22 protein-coding genes are annotated in these 23,871 nt (G+C 73.5%); 12 read left to right on the top strand and 10 right to left on the bottom strand.

What is annotated here, in order from left to right; genetic code table 11:
- Positions 1 to 3 precede the first annotated feature (3 nt).
- Positions 4 to 444 (bottom strand): protein-tyrosine phosphatase family protein, encoded by a 441-nt coding sequence (locus ABD371_RS21375; protein ID WP_344479201.1) that lies wholly within the window; start codon positions 442 to 444, stop codon positions 4 to 6.
- Positions 445 to 514: 70 nt separating this feature from the next.
- On the bottom strand, positions 515 to 1,885 hold the full coding sequence (locus tag ABD371_RS21370) for a tetratricopeptide repeat protein (RefSeq protein WP_344479199.1): 1,371 nt from the start codon (positions 1,883 to 1,885) through the stop codon (positions 515 to 517).
- A gap of 175 nt (positions 1,886 to 2,060) precedes the next feature.
- On the opposite strand from ABD371_RS21370, the gene ABD371_RS21365 reads away from it, so the two are divergent.
- From ABD371_RS21365 to ABD371_RS21345, 5 genes are all read left to right on the top strand, one after another.
- Complete coding sequence (locus ABD371_RS21365) at positions 2,061 to 2,417, top strand: ATP-binding protein (RefSeq protein ID WP_344479198.1); 357 nt, start codon at positions 2,061 to 2,063, stop codon at positions 2,415 to 2,417.
- Positions 2,418 to 2,623: 206 nt separating this feature from the next.
- Positions 2,624 to 5,884: a tetratricopeptide repeat protein gene (locus ABD371_RS21360; RefSeq protein ID WP_344479196.1), complete on the top strand. Its 3,261-nt coding sequence runs from the start codon at positions 2,624 to 2,626 to the stop codon at positions 5,882 to 5,884.
- Positions 5,885 to 5,990: 106 nt separating this feature from the next.
- Positions 5,991 to 9,032 carry a hypothetical protein gene (locus ABD371_RS21355; protein WP_344479195.1) on the top strand — a complete coding sequence of 1,014 codons (3,042 nt, stop codon included), beginning with the start codon at positions 5,991 to 5,993 and terminating at the stop codon, positions 9,030 to 9,032.
- Positions 9,033 to 9,036: 4 nt separating this feature from the next.
- A complete protein-coding gene (locus ABD371_RS21350; protein WP_344479193.1) occupies positions 9,037 to 10,326 on the top strand; it encodes a CHAT domain-containing protein in 1,290 nt (429 codons plus the stop codon).
- A gap of 82 nt (positions 10,327 to 10,408) precedes the next feature.
- On the top strand, positions 10,409 to 11,404 hold the full coding sequence (locus tag ABD371_RS21345) for a hypothetical protein (protein ID WP_344479191.1): 996 nt from the start codon (positions 10,409 to 10,411) through the stop codon (positions 11,402 to 11,404).
- A gap of 54 nt (positions 11,405 to 11,458) precedes the next feature.
- On the opposite strand, the gene ABD371_RS21340 is transcribed toward ABD371_RS21345, so the two are convergent.
- Positions 11,459 to 11,710, bottom strand: coding sequence for a hypothetical protein (locus ABD371_RS21340; protein WP_381733991.1), 252 nt, complete (start codon positions 11,708 to 11,710; stop codon positions 11,459 to 11,461).
- Positions 11,703 to 12,584: a mycothiol conjugate amidase Mca gene (gene mca, locus ABD371_RS21335; protein WP_344479186.1), complete on the bottom strand. Its 882-nt coding sequence runs from the start codon at positions 12,582 to 12,584 to the stop codon at positions 11,703 to 11,705. Before mca ends, ABD371_RS21340 begins: the two co-directional genes overlap by 8 nt.
- Positions 12,585 to 12,749: 165 nt before the next feature.
- Here mca and ABD371_RS21330 point away from each other — a divergent pair, with 165 nt between their 5' ends.
- Positions 12,750 to 13,154 (top strand): DUF4307 domain-containing protein, encoded by a 405-nt coding sequence (locus ABD371_RS21330; protein WP_344479183.1) that lies wholly within the window; start codon positions 12,750 to 12,752, stop codon positions 13,152 to 13,154.
- A gap of 224 nt (positions 13,155 to 13,378) precedes the next feature.
- On the top strand, positions 13,379 to 13,876 hold the full coding sequence (gene greA / locus ABD371_RS21325; protein WP_190121520.1) for a transcription elongation factor GreA: 498 nt from the start codon (positions 13,379 to 13,381) through the stop codon (positions 13,874 to 13,876).
- 117 nt (positions 13,877 to 13,993) lie between these two features.
- On the opposite strand, the gene ilvA is transcribed toward greA, so the two are convergent.
- Positions 13,994 to 15,229, bottom strand: coding sequence for a threonine ammonia-lyase (gene ilvA, locus ABD371_RS21320; RefSeq protein WP_344479179.1), 1,236 nt, complete (start codon positions 15,227 to 15,229; stop codon positions 13,994 to 13,996).
- A gap of 156 nt (positions 15,230 to 15,385) precedes the next feature.
- On the opposite strand from ilvA, the gene ABD371_RS21315 reads away from it, so the two are divergent.
- Positions 15,386 to 15,892: a MarR family winged helix-turn-helix transcriptional regulator gene (locus tag ABD371_RS21315; protein ID WP_190121522.1), complete on the top strand. Its 507-nt coding sequence runs from the start codon at positions 15,386 to 15,388 to the stop codon at positions 15,890 to 15,892.
- Positions 15,893 to 16,135: 243 nt separating this feature from the next.
- Positions 16,136 to 16,327: a DUF1059 domain-containing protein gene (locus ABD371_RS21310; RefSeq protein WP_190121523.1), complete on the top strand. Its 192-nt coding sequence runs from the start codon at positions 16,136 to 16,138 to the stop codon at positions 16,325 to 16,327.
- An 85-nt stretch (positions 16,328 to 16,412) separates the two neighbouring features.
- Here the strand turns inward: ABD371_RS21310 and ABD371_RS21305 are convergent, their stop codons facing one another.
- Positions 16,413 to 17,570 (bottom strand): cystathionine gamma-synthase, encoded by a 1,158-nt coding sequence (locus tag ABD371_RS21305; protein WP_344479175.1) that lies wholly within the window; start codon positions 17,568 to 17,570, stop codon positions 16,413 to 16,415.
- A gap of 184 nt (positions 17,571 to 17,754) precedes the next feature.
- On the opposite strand from ABD371_RS21305, the gene ABD371_RS21300 reads away from it, so the two are divergent.
- From ABD371_RS21300 to msrA, 3 genes are all read left to right on the top strand, one after another.
- On the top strand, positions 17,755 to 18,864 hold the full coding sequence (locus ABD371_RS21300) for a hypothetical protein (protein ID WP_344479172.1): 1,110 nt from the start codon (positions 17,755 to 17,757) through the stop codon (positions 18,862 to 18,864).
- Between the two features lie 165 nt (positions 18,865 to 19,029).
- Positions 19,030 to 20,178, top strand: a complete 1,149-nt coding sequence (locus ABD371_RS21295; RefSeq protein ID WP_344479170.1) for a hypothetical protein — start codon at positions 19,030 to 19,032, stop codon at positions 20,176 to 20,178.
- Positions 20,179 to 20,280: 102 nt separating this feature from the next.
- Entirely contained in the window at positions 20,281 to 20,946 is a 666-nt protein-coding gene (gene msrA, locus ABD371_RS21290; protein WP_344479167.1) for a peptide-methionine (S)-S-oxide reductase MsrA, read from the top strand.
- An 83-nt stretch (positions 20,947 to 21,029) separates the two neighbouring features.
- On the opposite strand, the gene ABD371_RS21285 is transcribed toward msrA, so the two are convergent.
- The 4 genes from ABD371_RS21285 to ABD371_RS21270 form a co-directional block, all read right to left on the bottom strand.
- On the bottom strand, positions 21,030 to 21,938 hold the full coding sequence (locus ABD371_RS21285; RefSeq protein WP_344479165.1) for an aminoglycoside phosphotransferase family protein: 909 nt from the start codon (positions 21,936 to 21,938) through the stop codon (positions 21,030 to 21,032).
- A 150-nt stretch (positions 21,939 to 22,088) separates the two neighbouring features.
- Positions 22,089 to 22,403 (bottom strand): DUF6980 family protein, encoded by a 315-nt coding sequence (locus ABD371_RS21280; protein ID WP_344479162.1) that lies wholly within the window; start codon positions 22,401 to 22,403, stop codon positions 22,089 to 22,091.
- 62 nt (positions 22,404 to 22,465) lie between these two features.
- Positions 22,466 to 22,858 (bottom strand): helix-turn-helix domain-containing protein, encoded by a 393-nt coding sequence (locus tag ABD371_RS21275; protein WP_344479160.1) that lies wholly within the window; start codon positions 22,856 to 22,858, stop codon positions 22,466 to 22,468.
- Between the two features lie 89 nt (positions 22,859 to 22,947).
- On the bottom strand, positions 22,948 to 23,862 hold the full coding sequence (locus tag ABD371_RS21270; protein ID WP_344479159.1) for an aminoglycoside phosphotransferase family protein: 915 nt from the start codon (positions 23,860 to 23,862) through the stop codon (positions 22,948 to 22,950).
- Positions 23,863 to 23,871: the final 9 nt, after the last annotated feature.

Genomic DNA, 23,871 nt, shown 5'->3' with positions numbered 1-23,871 from the left:
GAGTCAGGAAGTGTCGCCGAACCCGGTGACGTACCGCTTCTGCCAGGGCGTCTCCACCGCGTGGGCGCTGTAGTGCCGTCGGACGTACGCCACCGCGTCCACCGCCGGTACGCCGTCCAGGACGGCGACGCAGGCGAGGGCGGTGCCGGTGCGGCCCCGGCCGCCGCCGCAGGCGAGTTCGACGCGTTCGGCGTCGGAGCGGGACCAGGCCTCGGCGAGGACGGCGCGGGCTTCCGAGCGCTTGGCGGGCAGGCGGAAGTCGGGCCAGTGGAGCCAGTGGGACTCCCACGGGACCTCGGGGGGCTGTTTGCCCAGGAGGTAGACGGCGAAGTGCGGGGCTTGGCCGGGCGGAAGGGGGCGGCGGAGGGCACGGCCTCGGATGAGGCGGCCGGAAGGGAGGCGGAGGACACCGGGGGTGGTGGGGTCCCATGGCTCGGTCGTCATCCGATCACCGTAGATTCCCCGGCGCGGAAGGGGTGCCCGGTTATGGATATTACGGAGCCGGGCATGATGATCAGCGCTTGGCGTCGGCCAACGCGCGCGCCCTCTCGTCCAGTTCGCGTGCCGCGCGAACCCTCCGATAAGGCGCGACACGGCGGCGCATGGTGTGGAAGTGGTCGTCGCCGCGCGCGGTCGACAGCTGCGCGTAGTCGTCGAGGAAGGCGCTCCAGGTGGCGCAGGCCTCCTCCAGATGGCCCAGCTCCAGCTGCCGCTGGGCGAGGACCGCGTTGGAGTGGACCCTGCCCTGGCGCTCGCGGCGGGGCTGGGACTTGAGGGACTCCTTGAGGGCGGTGATGGAGCCGGCCAGGTCGCGGGTCTCGTAGAGGACATGGGCGACATGGAACTGATAGGCCGAGCGGTCGTAGCCGCCGACGGCCTCGCGCCGTGAGTCGGCCCTCGACAGCGCGGACTCGGCCTCCCTGAGCCGGGTGAAGGCCTGATGGCGGTCGCCCACCATCGAGGCGGCGTGGGCCTGCTGCCCCCGCAGGAAGGCGACCAGCCGGGGCCCCGCCCCGGGAGCCGCCTGCGCCGCGGAGTCGGCCAGCTGGAGGGCCTTGTTCCCGTGGCCGAGGTTGGCCGCCTGGAGGCTCATGCCGCGCAGGGTGCGGCAGTACGTCACATGGTCGCCCGCCGCCCCGGCCAGCTTCAGCGCTTTGACGTAGTACCGCTGGCCGAGGCCGTGCTCCCGCTCGTACATCGCCATCCACCCGGTGAGATAGGTCAGATCGGACGCGGCGGACAGCATGTCCTTGCGGTCCTTCTCCTCCCCCGAGGAACGTAACCGGGGCAGCACGGTGTTGACGAGGAACGCGGCGGCCATGGGGCGGGCCAGCCCGCCGCCGAGTTCATCGAGTATGTCCGCGATGCGGTCGGTCATCGTCCGCACCGTCACCACGTCGCCCGGGCCGATGCGGCCACCCGGGCGGGTGGCGCGTCCGCCCTCCTGGGCGTGTGCCACATCGGTGAAAAGGGGGACGGTGAGAGCGGCCGAGTACAGGCCCGCGGTGAGCACTCCACGACGCGAGGGATCCATGTCAGCCCTTCCGAGATCCATAAGGGATTCGACAGTGTCGCCGCCGTCGGACCCTTTCCTGCCCTTCGGCTGCTGAAGCCCGGCTTCCGCGTATGTCAATGGACGCCCGAGCTTGCGTTCGAGCGTTTCCAGAATGACTCCCCTGACCTGTTCCCTCGGCTGCGTCCCGGCAAGCCAGTGAGAAACGGCGGATTGCTCGTACTTCAGCTCCATCCCAATCTGGGCACCCGTTCGATTTACCGCGTTGGCGAGCTGAGTGCGCGACCATCGGGCCTGCTCAAGCAGTCCCTCAAGTCCCGTGTTGCGCTGGTTCAGAGAGGCCCTGGCCACATCAACTCCCCACCCGTTCATGACTTTCACGGTTAGACACGCCGTCAACGGTACCGGTACGGGCGGGTACGCAGTTAGCTCTGCACGGCCCACGATCACCAGTGGACCGAAGAGAACGCCGCACCCCCGGCACCGGTGGACAGGAGGAGCCGTGATCTCCGTGGAAGACGTGGAAGAAGCCGATACGCGACTGAGTATGAGTTTGACCGTCCGGCCCTCGGAGATCCGCCGCATTCGCCGAGCCGTCATGGACCATCTCGACGGACGGGGACTCGGGGAATCCGCTTTCGATATCGCGCTCGTGGTGACCGAACTGCTCGCCAATGTCCACGAACACGCGGATGGCATATGCGAACTGGATATCGAGCCCCGGGAGGGCCGGCTCATCCTCACGGTGCGCGACACCGTCATGACTCCCCCCACTCTGCGGCACCACTCCCCCTCCGCCGAGAACGGCCGCGGGCTCCTCCTCGTCGACGCGCTGACCGAGCACTGGGAGACCACCGTCACCGCCACCGGAAAGGTCGTCACCTGCACCTTCCGGACCCCCTGAGGCCGGTCGGCGAAGACCCCCAAATTCATGGTGAGTACACGGGATCCGCTGCCGTGAGTGGCGGTACCGCTGTCCGGCCCGGCGCGGGCCCGGATGTCACCGGCCCGACTCCCGCCGTCCCTCGCGCGAAGGCCCCCGTACACCGCACACTCGACAGCGCACACCCGACAGCGGAAACGGAACCGGAACGTCACAAGGGGGAGCCCATGCGGGAGAGTCACCGGACCGAGGCGGAGAGGCTGCTGGCCCGTGCCGTGGAGGACGAGGCGCGGCGCTCGGAGGGGCGGACGGACGCCGCGGCGCTGCTCGCGCGCGGGCGGGAGGCGCTGGACTCGCTGGCCGCCGAGGCGGCCGAGGAGTACGCCGCGTACACCGGTGCCCTGGACGGCGGCAGGGCCGGCGGCACCGGGTTCAGCCGGGCGAATCTCGCGACTCCCGCGCTGGTCACGGCGGTCGCGGCGGTGGCAGCCGCCGGGGCGGACCTCGCGCTCGGCACCACCACCGGGACCGCGCTCGCGGCCGGGGCGGCCGTCGCCGTCGCCGGGGTCGCGACCACCGCGGTCAAGGCGGGGGCGGCGAACCGGGGGGCGGGCGCGCCCGGCCGGGCCGAGACCGAGCAGCTGCGGCTGGAGTGGCTCACCGCCCTGGAGGTGCGCGGCATCCGGCCGTTCCTCGACCGGCAGCGGATGACCGCCGCCGCCCGAACCGGCGGCAGGAAGACCACCGCGGCCCCCTCGCTGCGCGGCGGCGACCGCAGCGCAGCAGCCCGCCGCCGGTCGGTACTCGCCCACTCCTTCGCCCAGCTCCCGGAACCGGAAGGTCCGTTCAGCGGACGCCGGGAGGCGGTCGCGCAGATCGCGCAGTGGGTCCACGCCTCCCGCGCGGCCACCGAGACCAGGCCGACCGTCGTCGTCCTGCACGGCATCCAGGGCTCGGGCCGCTCCACCCTCGCCCTCCGCGCGGCCCACCTGCTCAAGGACCAGTTCCGGGGCGCGTGCGTGGTCGATCTGCGCGGCGAGAGCGGCCGGCCGCTCACCACCCGCGACGCGCTGCTGCATCTGCTGAACCGGCTCGGAGCCCCCCGCGAGCAACTGCTCTTCCGGGAGCGGTCCTCGGCGGAACAGCAGGTGCGGCGGCTGGCCGAGCTGTACCACCGGCATCTGACCGGACTCCCGGTCACCGTGATCCTGGACGACGCCCGCGACCCGGCGCAGGTGCGCACCCTCATACCCGAGCGCTCCGACAGCCTCGTCCTGGTGACCGCGCGCGAGCCGCTGGAGCTGCCGGCCGACATCCCGGCCCGGGTCCACCAGCTGCCCGTGGCCGCCCTGGACGAGGCGGGCTCCGAGGAGCTGCTGCGGGCCGTCGGCGAGCGGCCGGACCAGTCCTCCGCGCGGACGCGGACACAGCAGACACAGACGCGGACGCCGACACAGGCGCAGACGCAGACGCAGACGCAGACGCCCTACGACGGCCAGTCCGCCGAGCGGATACGGGAGTTGTGCGGCGGGCTGCCGCTCGCACTGCGCGTCGCCGGGTCCTCCCTCGGGACGCGGAGCGCCCAGCGGCTCGCCGCCGACCTCGCGGCGCAGGAGTCCGCCGACCCGGTGGAGCGCGCGCTCCGGCTGCGCCACGCCGACCAGAGCGAGCCGGCCCGGCGGCTGCTGCGCCGGCTCGCGCTCGCCGGGCGGGCCTCGCTGGGCCCCGCGGCGGCGGCCGCGCTGCTCGCGGTGGGCGAGGAGGAGGCGCGCCGGCTGCTGACGGCGCTCGCGGACGCCGGGCTCGTCGACAGGGCCCGCTCCGGCCGCTACCGGCTGCACGACACCGTACGGGCCTTCGCCCGGGCCCGGCTCCTCGAAGAGGAGGAGGCGGCGGAGCGCACCGCCGCGCAGGAGCGGCTGATCCGCAGCTACGCGGAGCTGGCCGGGGCGGTGATCCGGATGGTGGACGGCAAGATGTCCACCCGGGCCGGGCAGTTCGGCGCGCACGGCTTCCCCTCGCTGGACGCGGCGCTGCGCTGGCTGGACGACGAGTCCAGCTCGATCACCTCCGCGCTGCGCCACGCGGAGGGCGTGAACCAGCAGACCGTTCTGGCGCTGCTGGGGGCGCTCGCGGACTACTGTCTGCTGCGCGGCGATCTGTACCGGCTGGGCGAGATCAGCGAGTTGTCGCAATCGGTCGACCAGGGGCTGCTGGAGCGGTCCGTGCGCTGGCGTACGGGGATCGCGGCCCGTCAGCTCGGCGAGCTGGACAAGGCCCGCACCACGCTGTCGTCCGTCGTCGGGCTCTACCGCGAGGCGCACAACGACGCGGGGGCCGCGCTCGCGCTCTGCTCGCTCGGCATCACCCTGCACCATCAGGGCAATCTCACCGAGGCGGCGGCCAGGCTGACCGAGGCGGTGGAGCTCCAGTCCTCCGACGCGCAGGCGGAGGACCGGGCGTGGTCGCTGCACGCGCTGGCGGCGGTCCGGCGCGATCAGGCCTCGCTCGCGGAGGCCCTCTCGCTGCTGGCGACGGCGCTGGAGCTGCACCGGGAGGGCGAGTCGCTGCACGGCGAGGCGTGGACGCACTTCCAGCTCGGCCAGGTGTGTCTGCGGATGGGCGAGGTGGCCCGCGCCGATGCCGAGCTGAACGCGGCCCTGGCGCTGTACGGGCGGACCGGCGACGCGCGCGGCGAGGCCTGGGCGCTGACGCAGCTGGCGCGGGCCCGGCTGGTGGAGGGGGATCCCGCCGAGGCCGTGACCGGGCTGGAGCGGGCGCTGTCCCGGCACCGCGAGAACGAGGACGCGCGCGGCGAGGCGTGGACGCTGTACTACCTGGGCCAGGCGCTGGAGGAGCGCGGCGAGGGCGATCGGGCGGTACGGGAGCTGGAGCGGGCGCGCACGATGTTCTCGCGGATGCGCGATGTGTACGGGCTGGCCTGCGCCCGCCACCACTCGGGCCGGGTCACCCGCGACCAGCGCGCCGCCCGCACCGGCAATCTCCGCAACTCCGGCTTCGCCCGCCAGCTCCTGGTGGACGCCCGGGCCGACTTCCGCCGTATCGAGGTCGCCCACGGCGAGGCGTGGACCTGTCTGGAACTGGCCGTCGTCGACGCGGGCAACGACCGTACGCGGCAGGCGCTGGACCTCTGCGACGAGGCGGTCGGGCTGTTCGTCTCGTACCAGGACGAGCGGGGCGCGGACTGGGCCCGCTTCCTGCGCTGCACCCTGCTGCCGTACGCCTCGCCCGGCGGGATCGAGATCGGGTCCGTGGTCGCCCAGGAGGAGTTGAGCCGGCTGATCGCCGCCGGGCACCCCGCCCGCGACGGCAAGCTGGAGGACTGCGCCCAGGCGCTGGCGGTGATGCTGGAGCGCGGCGTACGGCTGGAGGACGGCTGGCAGGCGTGGGACCGGGGGATGGTGCCCGGCCGGCACGCGCGCGAGGTGATGGGGGTGCCGGTGGGGCCGATGGGGCCGGTGGGCTAGGAACCCGGGTGCCCGGTTCTCGGCGGGGGCGAGTGGGGCCGGCAAGGCCCGGACGGCGGGGCCCTTTGTCTGGATACTGGTGCTGGGACTCTCGGAGGGGGACGTGATGACCGGGGACGGGCAGGGGGAGGCCGGCGGGGGCGTTCCGGAGGAGGAGGGCGGGTACGAGGAGACCGGCCGGGGCGAACAGGACGAGCAGGACGGGTTAGCCGGGTCGGCCGGGGACGAGGGGCCCGATTCCGGGGCCGAGGATCCGGGCCCCGACGGGGACGGCCAGTGGTACGGCGGAGCCGTGGGCAGCGCGCCGCCCGCGCCGCCCGAGGAGGACGGCCGCCCGCACAGCGGGAAACCGGCCGGGCGGCGGCGGCAGAAACCCCCCGGGGGCACGAGCGGACGGCGGCGGAAGTCCGGCGGGGGCATCGCGCGGGGCCTGCACGGTCCGGTCGTCGCGAGCGCGAGCGCCAGCCCGTGGGTGTCCCCGAGGGACCCCATGAGCCTTTCCTTCGTCGGACCGCCGCCGGACGCGCCGTGGGCCGCCGGGGCCGGCCGTGGCGGGGGCGGCCCGCGCGGTTTCGTGGGGCGGGCCGGAGAGCTGGGCCATCTGCTGCGGGTGGCCGGGACGACCTGCCTGGTCGAGCTGTACGGCCCCGCCGGGATCGGCAAGTCGGCGCTGGCCGAGCGGGTCGCGGACCGCGTCGGGGGCGAGCGGGCGCGGCCCGTGCACTGGCTGACGGTCCCGGAGGACCAGCCGCGCCCGGAGGTGACGCTGCTGCGGCTGCTCGACCGGATCGGTGTCCCGCCGGGTGAACTGCGCGCCGCCCTGCCCGACTTCCCGGACGCCTCGCCGGAGGCGCTGGCCCGGGTCTGCCGCCGGGAGCTGGCCCGGCGGCCCGCCGTGCTGGTCGCGGACGGAGTGCCCGGCGGGCCCCCCGGGACCACCCTGCTGACGAGCCTGGCCGACGCCGTGGAGGGCACGGACACCCTGGTGCTCGCCACCTCGGAGACCAGCCACGCCGACTCCGTGCCGACCCTGCTCGGGCTTGAGGTGCCCCCGCTCACCGACGCGCAGAGCGCTCAGTTCCTGGGGCTGCCGCTCTGGATGGCGGATCAGCTGTTACCGGCCTCCCTCGGCCGTCCGCTGTTTCTGCGGCTCGCCGAGGGACTGCCGCAGGACCTGCCGCGCGGCATCGTCCCCCGCTCGCCCGGCGAGCTGTTCGCGTTCGTCCGGTGGGCGCTCAGCCCGGTGGCCGACGGCCTTCTCACCACCCTGGCCGAGCTGGGCATGGAGGAGCTGCCCGACTCACTGGTGCGGGCGCTGCCGGGACCGCCCGCCGAGGACAGTCTCCAGGAGCTGTTCCAGCGGGGGATCCTCCAGCTCCCCCGTCCCGGCTGCTGGCGGCTGCCGCCCGCGCTGCGCACCTTCGCGGCGGCGGGGATCGGCTCGCGTCCCCCGAGACGCAGCCGGAGCGAGCTGGAGGAGCTGCTGACGGAATCGGCCAGGACCGGTTCCCGGTCCCCCGTGGAGCCGTACATCTGGCTGGCCTCCCGTGTGCTCGCCCCCTCCCGGGGCCCGGGCGACGGCGCCGCCCGCCGTCTCGCCCTCGACTGCGCGGGGCTGCTCGCCCGGGATCTGGCCGGCCGGAACAGCCTCGCCCAGCTGCTGCTGCTGTGGTGCACCACCCGGCAGACGGAGGAGCTGAGCCTGCCGCTGGCCGCCGTCGCCCGGCAGACCGGCGACATCGCGCTCTCCAGAAGGCTGCTGCGCTCGGCGGGGGGCCGGGCGGGCTCCTGGGCCGAGGAGGCCGAGAGTCTGCGCCACGCGGGCCGGCTGGCCGACGCGGGACGGGTGCTCGACGGGCTGGATCCGCTCGACGCGGACGGGCCGGCCGCCCGGCGGCTGGATCTGCGCGCCGAGATCGACATCGACCGGGGGGTGCCGCGCGGGGCGGACGTCCTGCTGAGACGGGCCGTGGAGGCCCATCAGATCGCGGGCAGCGAGCGCGGGGAGGCGTGGGCCGCCTACCACTACGGCCGGCTGCGGCTGCTCGTCAACGACCCGGACGGGGCCGAGGAGAGACTCGGCTTCGCCCAGGGGCTCTTCGCCCGGATCGGCGAACGGCGCGGGGTGGCGTGGGCGCGGACCGGGCTGGCCCGGGTGCCGCTGCTGCGGGGCGACCGCTCGCGCGCCGTGCCCGCGATGGAGCGCGCGCTGGCCGGGCACGAGGCGACGGACGATCCGCGCGGCCGGGCCTGGACGGGCTATCACCTGGCGCTGGCCCTGGCCGACGAGGGCTCGCCCGATCTCGCGTCGGCCGCGCTGGAGCGGGCCCTCGACGCCTTCCGGGCCGTCGGGGACGGGCTGGGGGCCGCCTGGGCGCTGCACCAGCTGGCGCTGGCCGACCCGAACCCGCTGCGCGGCGGGATCGACCGGCTGGAGCGGGCGGGCGCGGCCTTCGAGGAGCTGGGCTGCGAGAGGGGCTTCGCCTGGACCCATCTGGAGCTGGGGATGCGCACCGCGTATCCGCCCTCGATCGGCATCGCCCGGAGCGTCTTCGGGGACAGCGGGGACGAGGCCGGGGAGCACTGGGCGGACCTGGCCGGCGCCCGGCTCGCCGGCGACCGGGACGAGGAGGCGCGAGCGCTGAAGGAACTGGCCAGATTCCACCCCAAATGGCTGCTGCGGGACACCGCGTCGGGACTCCCCCGCGCCGCCCGAGACACCGTGCCGGAACCGCTCGCGGACGGTGCGCCGCAGCAGCGGGGGCAGCGCCCGGAGTTCTCCTGCCGGGTCCGGATGCGGCTGCTGGACGAGGTGTTCCGGGGCGGTTCCGCCCGGCTCGCCCTGGGCGTGGAGCCGGGGCCGGAGCACAGCTGGGCGGCCGAGGACCCCGAAGGACCGCCGCTGCTGCGGGTGTACGCGGCGGCGCTCGGCGACGCCGATGTGGAGCCCGCCCACCCGGTCACCGTATGGCCGACGTCCGACAACACCGGCTGGTCGGAGTTCCGGATCACCCCCCACCGGGAGGGGTCCCTGCGGCTCCGGTTCACCGTCGAGGACCGGGCCAGCGGCACCGTCCTCCAGCAGGTCGAGACCGAGTTCCGCGTCCGCTCCGCGACCCTTGTCCCGGCGCCCGCGCGGGAGGCGTGAGCGGATGCCCCAAGAACTTCCCGTGCGGATCGTCCAGGATCCGAGCCACGGCTTCACCCTCTTCCCACGCCGGGAGAGTGTCGCGCCCGATCTCGTCGTCGGCGTCGACCTGCTGAAGGACAACCGCGTCCAGATGCGGATGCACGGCCCCGTCCTGCCCTACCTCGGCTCCGAGCACCGGGTGCTGCTGCGCAGCGATACCTCGAAGATCAAGACGGTGGCGTCCCGGCTGCGCCACATCTGGAAGCAAGAGTTCGTCGACTTCAGGTCGCAGGGCGCCAGGGGTCGGCCCGCGCCGGGACGGCCGGAGCTCCCCTACGCCACCCTGCTCGACCTCAGCGGCGAGCCGGAGGCCGAGCTGCGCCCCTGTATGGAGGAGCTGGCCAGGCAGGGCTCGTACCTCCTCTTCGATCTGCTGCTGGGCGGGGACGCCGACGGCCCGCTCGGGACCTTCCGGGAGATACTGACGAAGGTCCTCTCGGGTGACCAGACGCTGCGCGTCCGCTTCGACTCCGGGCTCTTTCTGCCCTGGCCGATGCTGGCCCTGCCGGGCACCGGCCGGACCGGGACCGAGAGCCTGGACACGCTCTTCCGCCGGTTTCTCGGCCACCGCCACCAGATCGAGCAGACCGGCGGCTCCTACCCGGGCGTCCAGGGCCGGCTGACAGCCCCGCCGCCGGTGATCCCGGTGGTCTCCCTCAACCACGACACGACGATCGACCCCCAGAGGCGCACCCGGGCCGGCGAGGTCGCCGCCGTGCTCGCCAGGGACACCGAATTCACCGAGCGGACCACCCGGGCCGAGCTGCTGGGGGCACTGGAGGAGGGGCTGCTCAACGAGCAGCTGATGTACTTCTGGTGCCACGGGAGGTTCCGTACGGAGGGGGGCCAGGCGCCCTGTCTGGTCGTCCGGCTGACGGACGGCCGCGAGATCGACGCCTTCACCGTGGAGAGCCGCTCCCCGGCGAACGGGGCGGCGGACCTCTTCCGGCCGCTGGTGATGCTGAACGCCTGCTACGGCGGTCTGCCGGGCGACGCGGATCTGGCCCATCTGGGCCAGGTGCTGATCGACCGGGGCGCTCGCGGGGTGATCGGGCCGCAGATAGAGATGCCCCAGGTCTTCGCGGCCGAGTACGCGCTCGCCTTCCTCACCCAGTATCTGAAGGGGGAGGAGACGGCGGGCGCGATCGCGCACTCGCTGGCCCGGGAGTTCGCGGACCGGTACCGCAATCCGCTGGGGTTCGCCTACGCGCTGCACAGCGGGATGGACGAGCGCCTGGAGCGCGCCTCATGAACACCGCGCCTCCTCACCCGCCCACGGGATCCGCACCGTCCGGGGCCCAGGCCCGCCGAACCGCACCCCCGCGAGGCCGCCCATGACCCTCCACACCGTCGATCTGGACGAGACCGGCTGGCTGCTCGACACCGAGGGCGGCTCGCCCGTCCCCGCCGACCGGCTGGACGAGCACTTCGCGCGCGAGCTGACCCCGCCGTCCTGGGCCACCGACATTTTTGTCTATGCGCACGGCTGGCAGACCTCCCCCAAGGCCGCGGCCGAGGCGGCGAGGCGGCTCACGACGCTCGCCGAGGAGGGGTACGCGGCGCGCCGGGCGCTCTATCCGGCGCTCGGCGAGCGGTTCGCGCCCTGGACGGTGGTGGTGCGCTGGCCCTCCCGCAGCGGCCCGCTGCGCCGGAGCTACCGGATGATCCGGAGCCGCGCCCACGCGCTCTCCGCCGACGAGGGGCACGCGCCCCGGGTGATCGGTCAGCTGCTCGACGGTCTGAACGAGCGGCGCGCCGATCCGTCCGCCGCCCGGGTGCTCGCCAACCGGGCGGGGCAGTACGTCCATCTGGTGGGGCACTCGTTCGGCTGCCGGGTGCTGTGCGAGGCCGTCCAGTGGGCGGCGGGCGACCGGCCGGGGGAGACGCTGGGCTGGAGCCGGCCCGCGCCGGCGGGGCGGCCCTTCACCGTGGACTCGATGCTGCTGTTGCAGATGGCGGCCCCCCGGAACGCCTTCGAGACGATGTTCGTCGCTCTCGCCGACGCGCCGCTGCACGGCCCGGTGGTCGCGACGCACTCCCGGCGCGACTGGGCCACCGGGCTGTGGCACAAGCTCGCCGACCAGCGGCGCGGCATCGGCAGCCGGGGCATCGGCAGGGCTCCCGAGCCGGTCTCCGCGATCCGGATGCTGCCGCCGGACCAGCCGTATCCCAAGCAGTCGCTCGACCACTGGTTCGTCAGCGTCGACGCCGGAGAGGTCTTCACGGCGGGCCGGGGCCCGTCGGGAGCGCACTCCGACCATCTGCACCCGGAGACGGCGCATCTGCTGCTGTCCCTGGCGAACCACTCCCGCTCCGAAGACGGCGGCTGACCGGCCCGGCGGCCCCGCACGGCCGCCGGGCCGGTCAGCCGGTGTTCAGGCTGCTCAGGCGCTCTTCGCGGTGGTCTTGGCCGCGCCCTTCGCCCCGCCCCCGGCAGGCCCCTCCGGGGCCTCCTCGAAGTTGACCCGGCCCATGTGCCGGTTCAGGGACTTCATCAGGAACCACACGCCGACGGCCAGCGCCGCGAAGACCAGGAACCCGAGGACACCGGGGGTGACCTTGTTCTTGTCGAGCTCTTCGGCCGCCAGCGCCGCTTGCATCATTGCCAGGTTTACGCTTCCGCTCATATCAGGCATTCTCGCGGATGCCCGCGAAGAGGTCGTCCTCGGGGAGGGAAGTATCGACCAGAGACTTCGCCAGCTCGTACTCCTCGGTCGGCCAGACCTCCTTCTGGAGCTCCATCGGAACCCGGAACCAGCCGCCGTCGGGGTCGATCTGCGTGGCGTGCGCGATCAGCGCCTTGTCGCGGATCTCGAAGAACTCGGCGCACGGGACATGGGTGGTCAGCGTGCGCTCGACGCGCTCGAACTCGGTCCAGCGCTCCAGCCACTCCCCGTACGGGGACTCCATGCCGCGCGCCAGCAGCGCCTCGTGGAGCGCGACCGTGCGCGGGCGGTTGAAGCCCTGGTTGTAGTAGAGCTTCCGGGGCTGGAAGACCGGCCCGAACTCGGACTCGGGGAAGCGCTCGGCGTCCGCCGCGCCCTCGAAGGCCACCATCGTGATCTTGTGGGTCATGATGTGGTCGGGGTGCGGATAGCCGCCGTTCTCGTCGTACGTGGTGATCACCTGGGGACGGAACGAGCGGATCGAGCGGACCAGCCGGCCGGCCGCGCCCTCCACGTCCTCCAGGGCGAAGCAGCCCTCGGGCAGCGGGGGCAGCGGGTCGCCCTCGGGGAGGCCGGAGTCGACATAGCCCAGCCACTCCTGCTGGACGCCCAGGATCTCGCGGGCCTCGTCCATCTCCTTCCGGCGGACCTCGTGGATGTTCGCCTCGATATAGGCGTCGCCCTGGAGCTTGGGGTTGAGGATGGAGCCGCGCTCGCCTCCCGTGCAGGTCACGACCAGCACGTCCACCCCCTCGGACACATACTTGGCCATCGTGGCCGCGCCCTTGCTCGACTCGTCGTCGGGGTGGGCGTGAACGGCCATCAGTCGCAGCTGCTCAGTCAAGACTCGATCCTCAATGATTCGTCGCGAAATGTTCTGTGCCGTCCCGCCGCGGCGGCCCTGCGGGGTGGCGGTCGGGTGGCCTGAGGGCGGCTTCTATAGTGACCGAATCGGGGGACGGAAAATTCCGGACCCCCCAGCCGGGGAGAACTCCCGAGAGGAACGGTCATGACCGCCGTGCGCGAGCAGCTGCCCGAAGGCCGATACGGCGACTCCGCGGATCAGCGTGCCGACCGCAAGCTCAAGATCCTCGGGTCCGTGCTGGGCACGGCCTTCCTCGCGATGGTCGTCTGGTTCGGGTACGACTACGTCACCGGCGAGAAGATCAGCGCCGAGGTGATCAAGTTCTCGGTGACCTCGGACTCCGAGGTCCAGGTCCATCTGGAGATCCGCAAGGACGCCGACGCCACCGGCACCTGCACCGTGCGCTCCCGCTCCGAGGACGGCGCGGAGGTCGGCCGCCTCGATGTGGCCGTGAACGCCCCGGGCGACGGCCGGATCGACGAGATCGCCAAGATCCGCACCACCTCCCGCGCCACCAGCGCGGAGCTGGCGCAGTGCGCCGCCAAGTAGCCAAACCCCTCGGCGCCGGCGTTTTCTCGACGTGACCGGGGCGGAAATCCGACCCGTCCCGATGGCGGGTCACCGCCCTGACCTGCGTTGACGCGGTTCTAGTGCTTTATGTCCTCCCCCTTCTGCCACGAAATTGTTAGGCTCGTGGTTTCGCCCATCCAGGAAGACACCATGCTTCTGGGTAGGGCGATGCTTTGTATTCCCAGTACCTACGAGGAGCACCTGTGACCCAGACCAGCGAAAACGTCACCTGGCTCACCCAGGAGGCGTACAGCCAGCTCAAGGCCGAGCTGGAGTACCTGTCTGGTCCCGCGCGCATCGAGATCGCGAAGAAGATCGAGGCAGCGCGCGAGGAAGGGGACCTGCGGGAGAACGGCGGGTACCACGCGGCCAAGGAGGAGCAGGGCAAGCAGGAGCTCCGGGTCCGCCAGCTGACCCAGCTCCTCGACACCGCCAAGGTCGGCGAGGCCCCGGCCGACGACGGCATCGTCGAGCCCGGCATGGTCGTGACGATCGCCTTCGACGGCGACGAGGACGACACCCTCACCTTCCTGATGGCGTCCCGCGAGTACGCCAGCTCGGAGATCGAGACCTACTCCCCCCAGTCCCCCCTCGGCTCGGGCGTCAACGGCAAGAAGGTCGGCGACGACGCCGAGTACGAGCTGCCCAACGGCAAGAAGGCCATGGTCAGGATCCTCGCCGCCAAGCCCTACTCCGGCTGAGCCCCCGGCGCACACGCCCGCACGGAGGGGCAGGACCGCACGACGCGGCCCTGCCCCTCCGTACGTCCCGCCCCGCTCCGTGCCGTCCCGGGCCGTGAGCGCCCGTCGCCGCCGGGCTCAGCCCATCACCGTGACCGTGTATCCCGCGGTGCGGAGGGCGGCGGCGAGTTCGGCGCAGTGGTCGGGGCCCTTGGTCTCCAGCTGGAGTTCGACCTCGGCCTCGGCGAGGCCGAGGCGGGGGTCGGTGCGGACATGGCTGACGTCGAGGACGTTGGCGTCGAGGACGGTGAGGGAGCCGAGCATGGCGGCGAGGGCGCCGGGGCGGTCCGTGAGGCGGAGGCGGAGCGAGAGGTAGCGGCCGGCGGCGGCCATGCCGTGGCGGAGGAGGCGCTGCATCAGCAGGGGGTCGACATTGCCGCCGGAGAGGACGGCGACCACCGGTCCCGGGAAGCCGCGCGGATCGCTGAGGAGGGCGGCGACGGGGGCCGCGCCGGCGGGTTCGACGACGAGTTTGGCGCGCTCCAGGCAGAGCAGGAGGGCGCTGGACAGCTCGTCCTCGGTGACCGTGCGGATCTCGTCCACGAGATCGTCGACGAGGGCGAAGGGGAGATCGCCGGGGCGGCCCACCCTGATGCCGTCGGCCATCGTGGCCGGGGCGCGGACCGAGACCGGGTGGCCCGCGGCCAGCGAGGGCGGATAGGCGGCGGCCCCCTCGGCCTGGACGCCCACCACGCGTACGTCGGGGCGCACCGCCTTCACCGCAGCGGCGATGCCGGCGACGAGCCCGCCGCCGCCGACGCCGACGACGATCGTCCGCACCTCGGGGCACTGCTCCAGGATCTCCAGGCCCACGGTGCCCTGCCCGGCTATGACGTCGGGGTGGTCGAAGGGGTGGATGAAGACCGCGCCGGTGGCGTGCGCGTACTCCTGGGCGGCTTCGAGGGTCTCCTCGATCACCTGGCCCGCGAGCCGCACCTCGGCCCCGTACTCCCGGGTCGCGGCGACCTTCGGCAGCGGCGCGCCCTCCGGCATGAACACGGTGGAGCGGACGCCGAGCAGCGAGGAGGCCAGCGCCACCCCCTGGGCGTGGTTGCCCGCCGAGGCGGCGACGACGCCCGCCGCCCTCTCCTCGGGGCGGAGCCCGGCGATCCGCACGTACGCGCCGCGCAGCTTGAAGGATCCGGTCCGCTGGAGGTTCTCGCACTTGAGGTGGACGGGCGCGCCCACCAGCTGGGACAGATGCCTGCTGCCCTCCATCGCGGTGGTGCGCGCGACTCCGGAGAGCATCTTCTGCGCCCCCAGCACATCGTCCAGGATCACCGGGTGCGGGGCGGCGGGCAAACGGAAGCTCATGCCCTCAAGTCTCGCAGCTCATAGGGTGGACGGCCGCTTCTGTCCAGTGGGCGAACACCGCTTCTTATGGGTTTCCCCAAGCCCGTCCGGAGGGGGTCACCGCCCGCGTACTCTGTCCCCCACCAATCGACCACCGCACGAGAGAGCCCCCTGGCCATGCCCACTTCTCAGGACATGACGACTCATCTCGATCCTGGCCTCCTCGATGCCCTCCAGCACCAGGTCGCCCTGTTCGCCCGTCGCGCGGAACAGACCCGGCTCGGCGGCGTCGGTCAGGTCCGCAACTCCATGGACCGCGCCGCCTATCTGCTGCTCAACCGGCTGGACCGGGAAGGCCCGATGGGCGTGAAGGCGCTCGCGGCGGGGATGGGGATCGACTCGTCGACCGTGACCCGCCAGGTCGCGCCGCTCGTCGACACCGGACTCGTCAAACGCACCTCGCACCCGGAGGACGGCCGCGCGGTCGTGCTCCAGCTGTCCCCGCGCGGACAGGCCCGCCTCGAAGAGGTCCGCTCGTCCCGACGGGAGCTGATGGCGAACGTCACGGACGGCTGGACGGAGAGCGAGCGCGAGTCGTTCTGCACGCTGCTCACCCGTTTCAACACCGCGCTGTCGGCCCGCCAGACCGGGCTGCCGCCGATGGACCCGGCGGCGGCCTCGTAGCCGCCGGGGACGGGACGGTACGACCCTGGTACGCCGACCACCTGGGTAGCGCCGGTTCCGGACAGGACGAAGGAAGGTGAGGATCGGTCTTCCGTAGCACCCTGTAGCACCCCGCGACACCCCGCAATACCGCCGTGCCCGTGAGTTCGAGCCGTGCATCACGGGTGCGGCGTCACCGCCCTCCGCCCCACCGACCGGGACTATGGTGGAAAAAGCGGTACGAAAGGTACCGAGGAGGTCGTGATGACCAGAAAAGTAGCCGACTGCCGTAATTTCCCGAGCGAGACGAACTGCACCCTCACCATCTCCGGTGAGGAGGAGGAAGTCGTCAGGGCAGCATCCGAGCACGCGGTCTCGGTGCACGGGCACACCGACTCCCCGGAGCTGCGGGAGCAGATCCGCGGCTCGCTGGAGAGCGAGAAGGTCCCCGCCTGAAGCACTGGCCGGGGTACCGACGGAGCGAGCCGACGCCTCAGCGACGTCGGCTCTCCCCCTTCCGCGAGGGCCGGCCCCCGAGGGCTCAGCCCGCGAGCGCCTGCTGAAGATCGGCGAGCAGATCGTCGACGGCCTCGATGCCGACCGACAGCCGCACCAGATCGCCGGGAACCTCCAGCGCGGAGCCCGCCACCGACGCGTGCGTCATCCGGCCCGGGTGCTCGATCAGCGACTCGACCCCGCCGAGCGACTCACCGAGCGTGAACAGCCGCGCACGGTCGCAGACCGCGACCGCCGCCGCCTCGCCGCCCTCGACCCGGAACGAGACCATGCCGCCGAAGGCCTTCATCTGCTTGGCCGCGATCTCGTGGCCGGGGTGGTCCGGCAGCCCCGGGTAGAGCACCTGCGTCACCTTCGGGTGCCGGGTGAGCATCTCGGCGACCCGGGTCGCGTTCTCGCTGTGCCGGTCCATCCGGACGGGCAGGGTCTTGATCCCGCGCAGCACCAGCCAGGAGTCGAACGGGCCGGCGATCGCGCCCATGGCGTTCTGGTGGTACGCCAGTTCCTCGCCGGTCTCGTCGTCGGCCGCGATCAGCGCACCGCCGACGACGTCCGAGTGCCCGCCCATGTACTTGGTCAGGGAGTGCACGACGAGATCCGCGCCGAGGGCGATCGGCTGCTGGAGATAGGGGCTGGCGAAGGTGTTGTCCACCACCAGCCGGGCCCCCGCGCCGCGCGCGACCTCCGCGAGCGCCGTGATGTCGGTGATGCCGAGCAGCGGGTTGGAGGGGGTCTCGACCCAGATCAGCCGGGTCCTGGGGGTGATCGCCGCGCGCACGGCGGCCGGGTCGGAGGTGTCGGCGACGGACCACTCCACCCCCCAGCGCGCGACGACCTTGGCGAAGAGGCGGAAGGTGCCGCCGTAAGCGTCGTTGGGGATCACCACATGGTCGCCGGGGACCAGCAGCGTACGGAGCAGGCAGTCCTCCGCGGCGAGCCCGGACGCGAAGGCGAGCCCGCGCCGGCCGCCCTCCAACGCGGCGAGATTCTCCTCCAGGGCGGTACGGGTGGGGTTGCCGCTGCGGCTGTACTCGTAGCCGCCGCGCAGACCGCCCACGCCGTCCTGCTTGTAGGTGGAGACCTGGTAGATGGGCGGCACGACCGCGCCGGTCAGCGGATCGGCGGTGTTGCCCGCGTGGATGGCGAGCGTTTCGAGGTGCTGGGAGCTGTACTGGTGGCTCATGTGGCCGAGGGTAGCGGCGCGGAGAGCGGATCCGCGCCGCGCGGCCCTGGCCAGGGCGTACGGTCCATTGCGGAAGCGTGGACGGGCTGTTGCGGGAGCATTGCCGCGCGCCCGGGGACGGGCCCGGTGGCGGACGGACGCCACGGCGTGGCCCGTTGTCGGCGGTGTCCGGGACAATGGCGTCATGGAGATTCTCTGGTTCCTGATCGCGATGGCCATGCTGGCCGCGATCATCGGCCCCTACGTCATGCGCCGCCGGGGCGGCAGCGGCATCCGCCAGGTCGCGCCCGGCTCACCCGACGCCGCCGACCCGGAGACGTACGGCTTCGTCCGCCAGGAGGAGCAGGACATCCGGCTCCCCGGCCCGGACCAGGACCTTCTCGATGTGCTCGACGTGGTGCAGCGGACTCAGGACTGGCGGGCCGCCTCCCAGCTGCTCGCCGGGACGCCGAAGGACGGCGAGGTCCGCTGGCAGCGGGTGCAGGCGTTCGCCGGCGCGGCCTCGCTGGAGCTCCGGCAGAAGCCCGGCGCGGGCGGCGCGTGGCTGCGGACCTGGCGCTCGGAGTCCCCGAAGGACGCGGGCGGCGCACAGGTCCACGCGGAGTTCCTGGTGCAGCAGGCGTGGCGGTCCTCGACCGTGGGCGCGGACGACTTCCGGATCATCCTGGAGGAGTCGCGCACGGTCTGCGGCGAGGCCGCGCTGCTCGCCCCCGGCGACCCGATTCCGTACATCGTGGAGCTGGCCGTCGCCCGGGGCCTGGGCTACTCGCACGAGCAGTTCGACCAGCTGTGGGCCAAGGTGATCGACCGCGCGCCGCAGCACATGGGCGCGCATCTGGCGGCGCTGCACTACTGGTGCGAGAAGTGGCACGGCAGCCGTGAGGAGGCGGACCACTTCGCCACCACCGCCGCCGCGCGCGCCCCGCGGGGCTCGCTGCTGGCCGCGCTGCCGCTGTTCGCGGTCTACGAGCACATCCCCGACCTCGTCATGGTCCAGAACTTCCATCGGACGGCGGTGGTCTCCAAGGCCATGGAGGGCGCGCTGTTCGCGGCGCACTCGGCCCGCGCCGACGATCCGATGCTCGCGCACGTACGGCATCTGCTGGTCCTCTTCCTCGTCCGCGCGGAGCGCTGGGCCGAGGCGATGAACCAGCTGGTGCGGGTGGACGGTCATGTGGGCGCGCTGCCGTGGACGCACAGCGAGGACCCGGCGGCCGAGTACACGGTCTACCGCAATCTCGCCGTGGCGGGGTACGAGGCGAACGGCGGCAGCCCGGCGACGCTGGCGCACTGACGGCGCACCGTCGGCGGTGGCTTCGGGCGGTTACGGACCGCTTCGCGGTATCACGCACGGGTAGTTGCGGCCGGAGCGCGGCTGAGGTGATACTCCGATCCCCCCGCCGCCGGGGCGTTCCGCCCGGCTCCGGGAGCCACTGTGCGGCGGCGAAAGGCCGGGATCATGCACCTCTTCTCGCGGCGCTCGAAGGCCGGCTCGGGCCGGACCCCGGCGAGCGGCTCCCCGCCCGGCCCGGCATCCGGCCCGGCACCGGGTCCGCCGCCCGGCCCCGCCCTGGGGCCCGCGCTCGGCCTCGCGCCGAGGCTGGGGATGAGTCTCGGGCTGACCCGGCGGGTGGACCGGACCGTGGACGCGGACCGCCTCGCCGCGCTGGGACTGCTGCCCCAGGAGCGCCAGGACACCCGGCGGCCGGCGGCCGATCCCGGTCTGGACCGGGTGGTGGCCGCCGCGCGGGCGGGTGACTGGCTGCCGGGCGCGGAGTATCTGGTCCGGGCGGGCGGCGACTGGCAGCGGCGCACCGCGGTGATCGGGGGCCTGGCGGGCGCGGCCCGCGCGGACGACGTCTGGCTCCAGCACTGGCGGGCGGCCCGGCCCGGGGATCCCGGGGCCGCCGCCGTACAGGCACAGGCCATGATCGACCTCGCCTGGCAGGTCCGGGCGGGGGGACGGTCCGCGCGGACCTCCCGGGAGCAGTCGGAGGGCTTCGTCCGCATCCTCAGCCACGCCGGGCGGGAGATCTCCCGCGCCAAGGAGCTGGGCGGGGACGATCCGTCGCCGTATGTCGCGGACATCTGGCGCGGGATCGGCATGGGCCGCCCGCACCGGGAGATGCACCGGCTCTGGGACGAGACGGTTTCCCGTGACCCGTACCACCTGGTGGCGCACCGCAGCGCGCTCCAGTACTGGTGCGCCAAGTGGCAGGGGTCGAGCGAGCTGGCCTTCGCCTTCGCGGACCGGGCGGCGGACTCCGCCCCGCCCGGCCGGCTGCTCAGCTCGCTCTGGCTGATCGCCTGGTGGGAGCACCGGGCGGGGCACGGCGGGCGCGGGGAGTTCCGGCGCGAGGAGGTGTGGGCCGCCGTCGACCGTCTCGACGACGACGCGGCGGCGGCCGACCCCGGCCACCCGCACCTCGCGGAGGCACGGCACCTGCTGGCGTACTTCCTCGTCCAGCAGGGCAGGGCGGACCTCGCGCTGGAGCAGTTCCGGCTGGTGGACGGCCATGTGGGAGCGTTCCCCTGGACCCAGGCCGAGGATCCGGCGGAGCTGTACCGGACCTTCCGCGACATCGCGGTGAATCTGGCGGGCCGCTGAGCCGCCGGGCCCGGCCGGGGGCCGGTGCGGCGGGCCCGGCGGGGGAATGCGGGCTCCGGCGGGCGCGTTCTTCTTGAAGCCGGCAATCTCAAGGAGCCCCGCATGTTCCTGTCTCATCGCACCCCGCAGCTGCCCACGCCCGACCAGGCGCTGAAGGGCCGCCCCGAGCCGACCTTCGCCGTCCCCGAGCGCCACACGGTCCTGGACACCCCGCTGCTCGGTCCCTATCCGCAGGGCCTGGAGGTCGCGGACTTTGGTCTGGGCTGCTTCTGGGGCGCGGAGCGCGTCTTCTGGCGGACCCCCGGCGTGTGGACCACCCTCGTCGGCTACCAGGGCGGCCACACCCCCAACCCCACCTACGAGGAGGCCTGCTCGGGCCTGACCGGCCACACCGAGGTCGTCCGGGTCGTCCACGACCCCTCGGTGATCTCGTACGAGCAGCTGCTGAAGGTCTTCTGGGAGGCGCACGACCCGACCCAGGGCTTCCGCCAGGGCAATGACGTGGGCACCCAGTACCGCTCCGCCGTCTACACCCACTCCCCCGCGCAGGAAGCCGCCGCGAAGGCCTCCCGCGAGGCCTATCAGCGGGTCCTCACCCGCTCCGGGCACTCCGAGATCACCACCGAGGTGCTGCCCGTCGAGGGCCGCCCCTTCTACCCGGCCGAGGCCTACCACCAGCAGTATCTGGACAAGAACCCCGGCGGCTACTGCGGCATCGGCGGCACCGGCGTGAGCTGCCCGATCGGCGTCGCCAAGGCGGACGGCTGACCTGCCGCCCGCCCGAAGCCCCTTTCACGGCCCCGGGAGGCGGCCGGACAGTCACTGTCCGGCCGCCTTTCGCGCTGTAGGGGTCAGCCGGTGCGGCCGGTGTGGTCGGCGAGGACCTCGGTGATCTGGCGGTGGGTCTGGGCGGCGACGGTGGGGCTGGTGGCGGCGTAGGAGTGGTACGCGCGCAGGCCGCCGGTCAGGGCCCAGGCTCGGCCGCGTTCCCAGGTGGCGTCGTCGACGCCGAGGGCGGCGCGGAAGTCGCGGCGGGCGGCGGGGGTGAGCAGGGTCCAGGCGACGACGAGGTCGACGGCGGGGTCGCCCATGCCGAGGCCGCCGAAGTCGATGACGGAGCTGAGGCGGCCGTCGGTGGTGAGGAGGTTCCCGGTGTGGAAGTCGCCGTGGAACCAGACGGGGGGCCGGTCCCAGCCGGGGGCCGCCAGCGCGGAGTCCCAGACGGCGGTGAGCGCGCGGGCGTCGAAGACGCCGTCGAGCGCGGCGATCGCCCGCCGGGTCGAGTGGTCGTGTGCGGAGAGCGGGGATCCGGTGAGACCGGGGTGCGGGCCGGGGGCCAGCTCGTCGGCGTGCGGGAGGCGCTGGAGGGCGGTGAGGAAACCGGCCAGCTCACGGGCGGTGCCCCGGAGGTCGGCGAGGCCCTCGGCGGAGGCGGTCTCCCCCTCGATCCAGCGGGTGACGGCCCACGGCCAGGGGTAGCCGAGCGCGGGGGTCCCGAGGGCGAGCGGCTCGGGGACGGCGACCGGGAGCAGCGGGGCGATCCGGGGCAGCCAGAAGTGCTCGGCCTCGGCCTGGCCCACCGCCCAGTCGCCCCGGGGCAGCCGTACGGACAGCTCGGGGCCCAGCCGGTGGATCACATGGTCGGAGCCGCCGGGCTTCAGCCGGGTCAGCGGCAGCTGCGCCCACCGGGGGAACTGAGCGGCGATCAGCCGCCGTACGAGCGCGGTGTCGACGACCGGTGCGGGTGCCTCGATGGACACGCGGATCCCTCCCCGGCCCCCGCTCCGCCGCGAGCGGCCGGCGCTCATCACAGCACCCGGCGGGAAGGGGCGTCGACCGGTTTTCCCCGCCCGGGCGCGCTCGCCGCCCGGCGGCCCGCGCCGGAAGCCGATTCGTTTCCAGTCAGTCGGTCAGTCCCGGGGCAGGGCCGCGAGCCAGCGGGCGTCCCGGAACTCGGCCGGGACTTCGTCCTCCCCCGGGTCGATCCCGCGGCGTTCCAGTTCGTCGAACCACCGGTCCCGCTGGGACTCGGGGAGACGCCGTCCGCACCAGGGGCAGAAGTCGATCGTGATGATCGAGGTGCCGCCGTCGTGGACGATCAGCCCGTACTCCTGGAACTCCGCGCTGAATCGGATCAGCGCGTCCGGGCAGGCGAAGGGGTCGCCGTGCCGGTCGCACGGCGCGTTCGCACGGAGGCTCATCGCCTCGCAGCAGTGGTCGGTCATGACCTCGGTCTCTCGTATCGGCCCCGCAGGGGCGGGCTCGGTCCCGGAGCGCCGTACGGCTCTCAGGCGGCCAGCCGGACCTGGCTCCGGCCGGAGGGCTGCCGCAGCGCGTGGGAGACGGCGGTGTGCGCGGGGAGCGCCGAGACCGTCCGTACGGTCAGCTCGCGGTGGGTGAGGGCGAGCAGGTCGGCGAGGCCGAGGCCGAGCGCCCGCGCGGCGGCGGCGAGGACCTCGGAGGAGGCCTCCTTGCGGCCCCGCTCGATCTCGGAGAGGTACGGCATCGAGATCCGGGCCGTCTCCGCGACCTCCTTGAGGGTGCGCCCCTGGGCGAGCCGCTCGCGGCGCAGCACCTCACCGACGATGTCGCGCCACAGCGGCTCCTTGGCGTCGGGGGCCCCGGCGACGGGGCGCAGCGGGACGACTCGGGCGTGGTCGGGCGCTTGGCTGCTGGTCACGGTCCCAGCGTAGGAGGGAGGGGCCGGGAAGGCGGCGGATCCGGTTCCGCCCGGGGCGAAACCCCGGGGCCTCCGGCGGAGTTGGCCGCTCACAGGTCGGCGATCAGCTCGGCCAGCCGGTGCCGCGCGTCCTCGGAGAGCGGGCGGCCGGGCTCGGGGAGCAGGGTCGCGAGGGCCCAGCCCCGGCCGCGCGCCCAGGTGGCGTCGTCCGTGTCGAGGGCGGCGCGGAAGGGCTCCCGTGCCGGGGAGGGGAGGAAGGTCCAGGCGGGCAGCAGATCGACGGCGGGGTCGCCCACGCCCAGGGTGCCGAAGTCGATGACGGCGCTCAGCGCGCCGTCGGCGCTCAGCAGATTGCCCTCGGCGAGGTCTCCGTGGGTCCAGACCGGCGGCCGGTCCCAGGCGGGGGCCGCCAGCGCGGCCTCCCAGACCGCCGCCGCGCCGTCGGGGTCGAGCGGGCCGCCCGGGGCGGCGGGGCCGCTCGTGCGCAGGGCGGCCAGCTTGGGGAGCACCCGGGCCGCGGCGGCGATGGAGTCCCGGTCGTCGCCCATCGGCACCCCTCGGAAGGCATTGCTCCACTGCGGTCCGGGGCCGTCGGCGGCGTCGATCCGCCGGAGGGCGGCGATGAATCCGGCCAGCTCCTGGGCGGCCTCCACGGGGTCGGCCAGGCCCTGGGGGGTGGCCCGTTCGCCGTCGAGCCAGCGGTAGACCGACCAGGGGTGGGGGTAGCCCTCGCCCGGTTCGCCCTTCGCCAGCGGCTGCGAGATCGGCAGCGGCAGATGCGGGGCCAGCTCCGGCAGCCAGCGGTGCTCGCGCTCCACCTGCCCGGCCCAGCGCTCGTAGCGGGGCAGCCGCACCGAGAGCGCGCCGCCGAGCCGGAAGGTCGTGTTGTCCACGCCGGGGCGCGGGACCGGGGTGAGCGGCAGCTGCGCCCACTGCGGGAACTGGGCGGCGAGGAGCCCTCGTACCAGGGTCTCGTCGCAGGTCACGCTCTCGGGGTCAGCCATGGACATCCG

The organism is Streptomyces amakusaensis (genome assembly GCF_039532665.1).
Lineage (GTDB): Bacteria > Actinomycetota > Actinomycetes > Streptomycetales > Streptomycetaceae > Streptomyces > Streptomyces amakusaensis.
The sequence above is the reverse complement of the archived record's forward strand: the minus strand, read 5'-3'. Positions and strand labels throughout refer to the sequence as shown.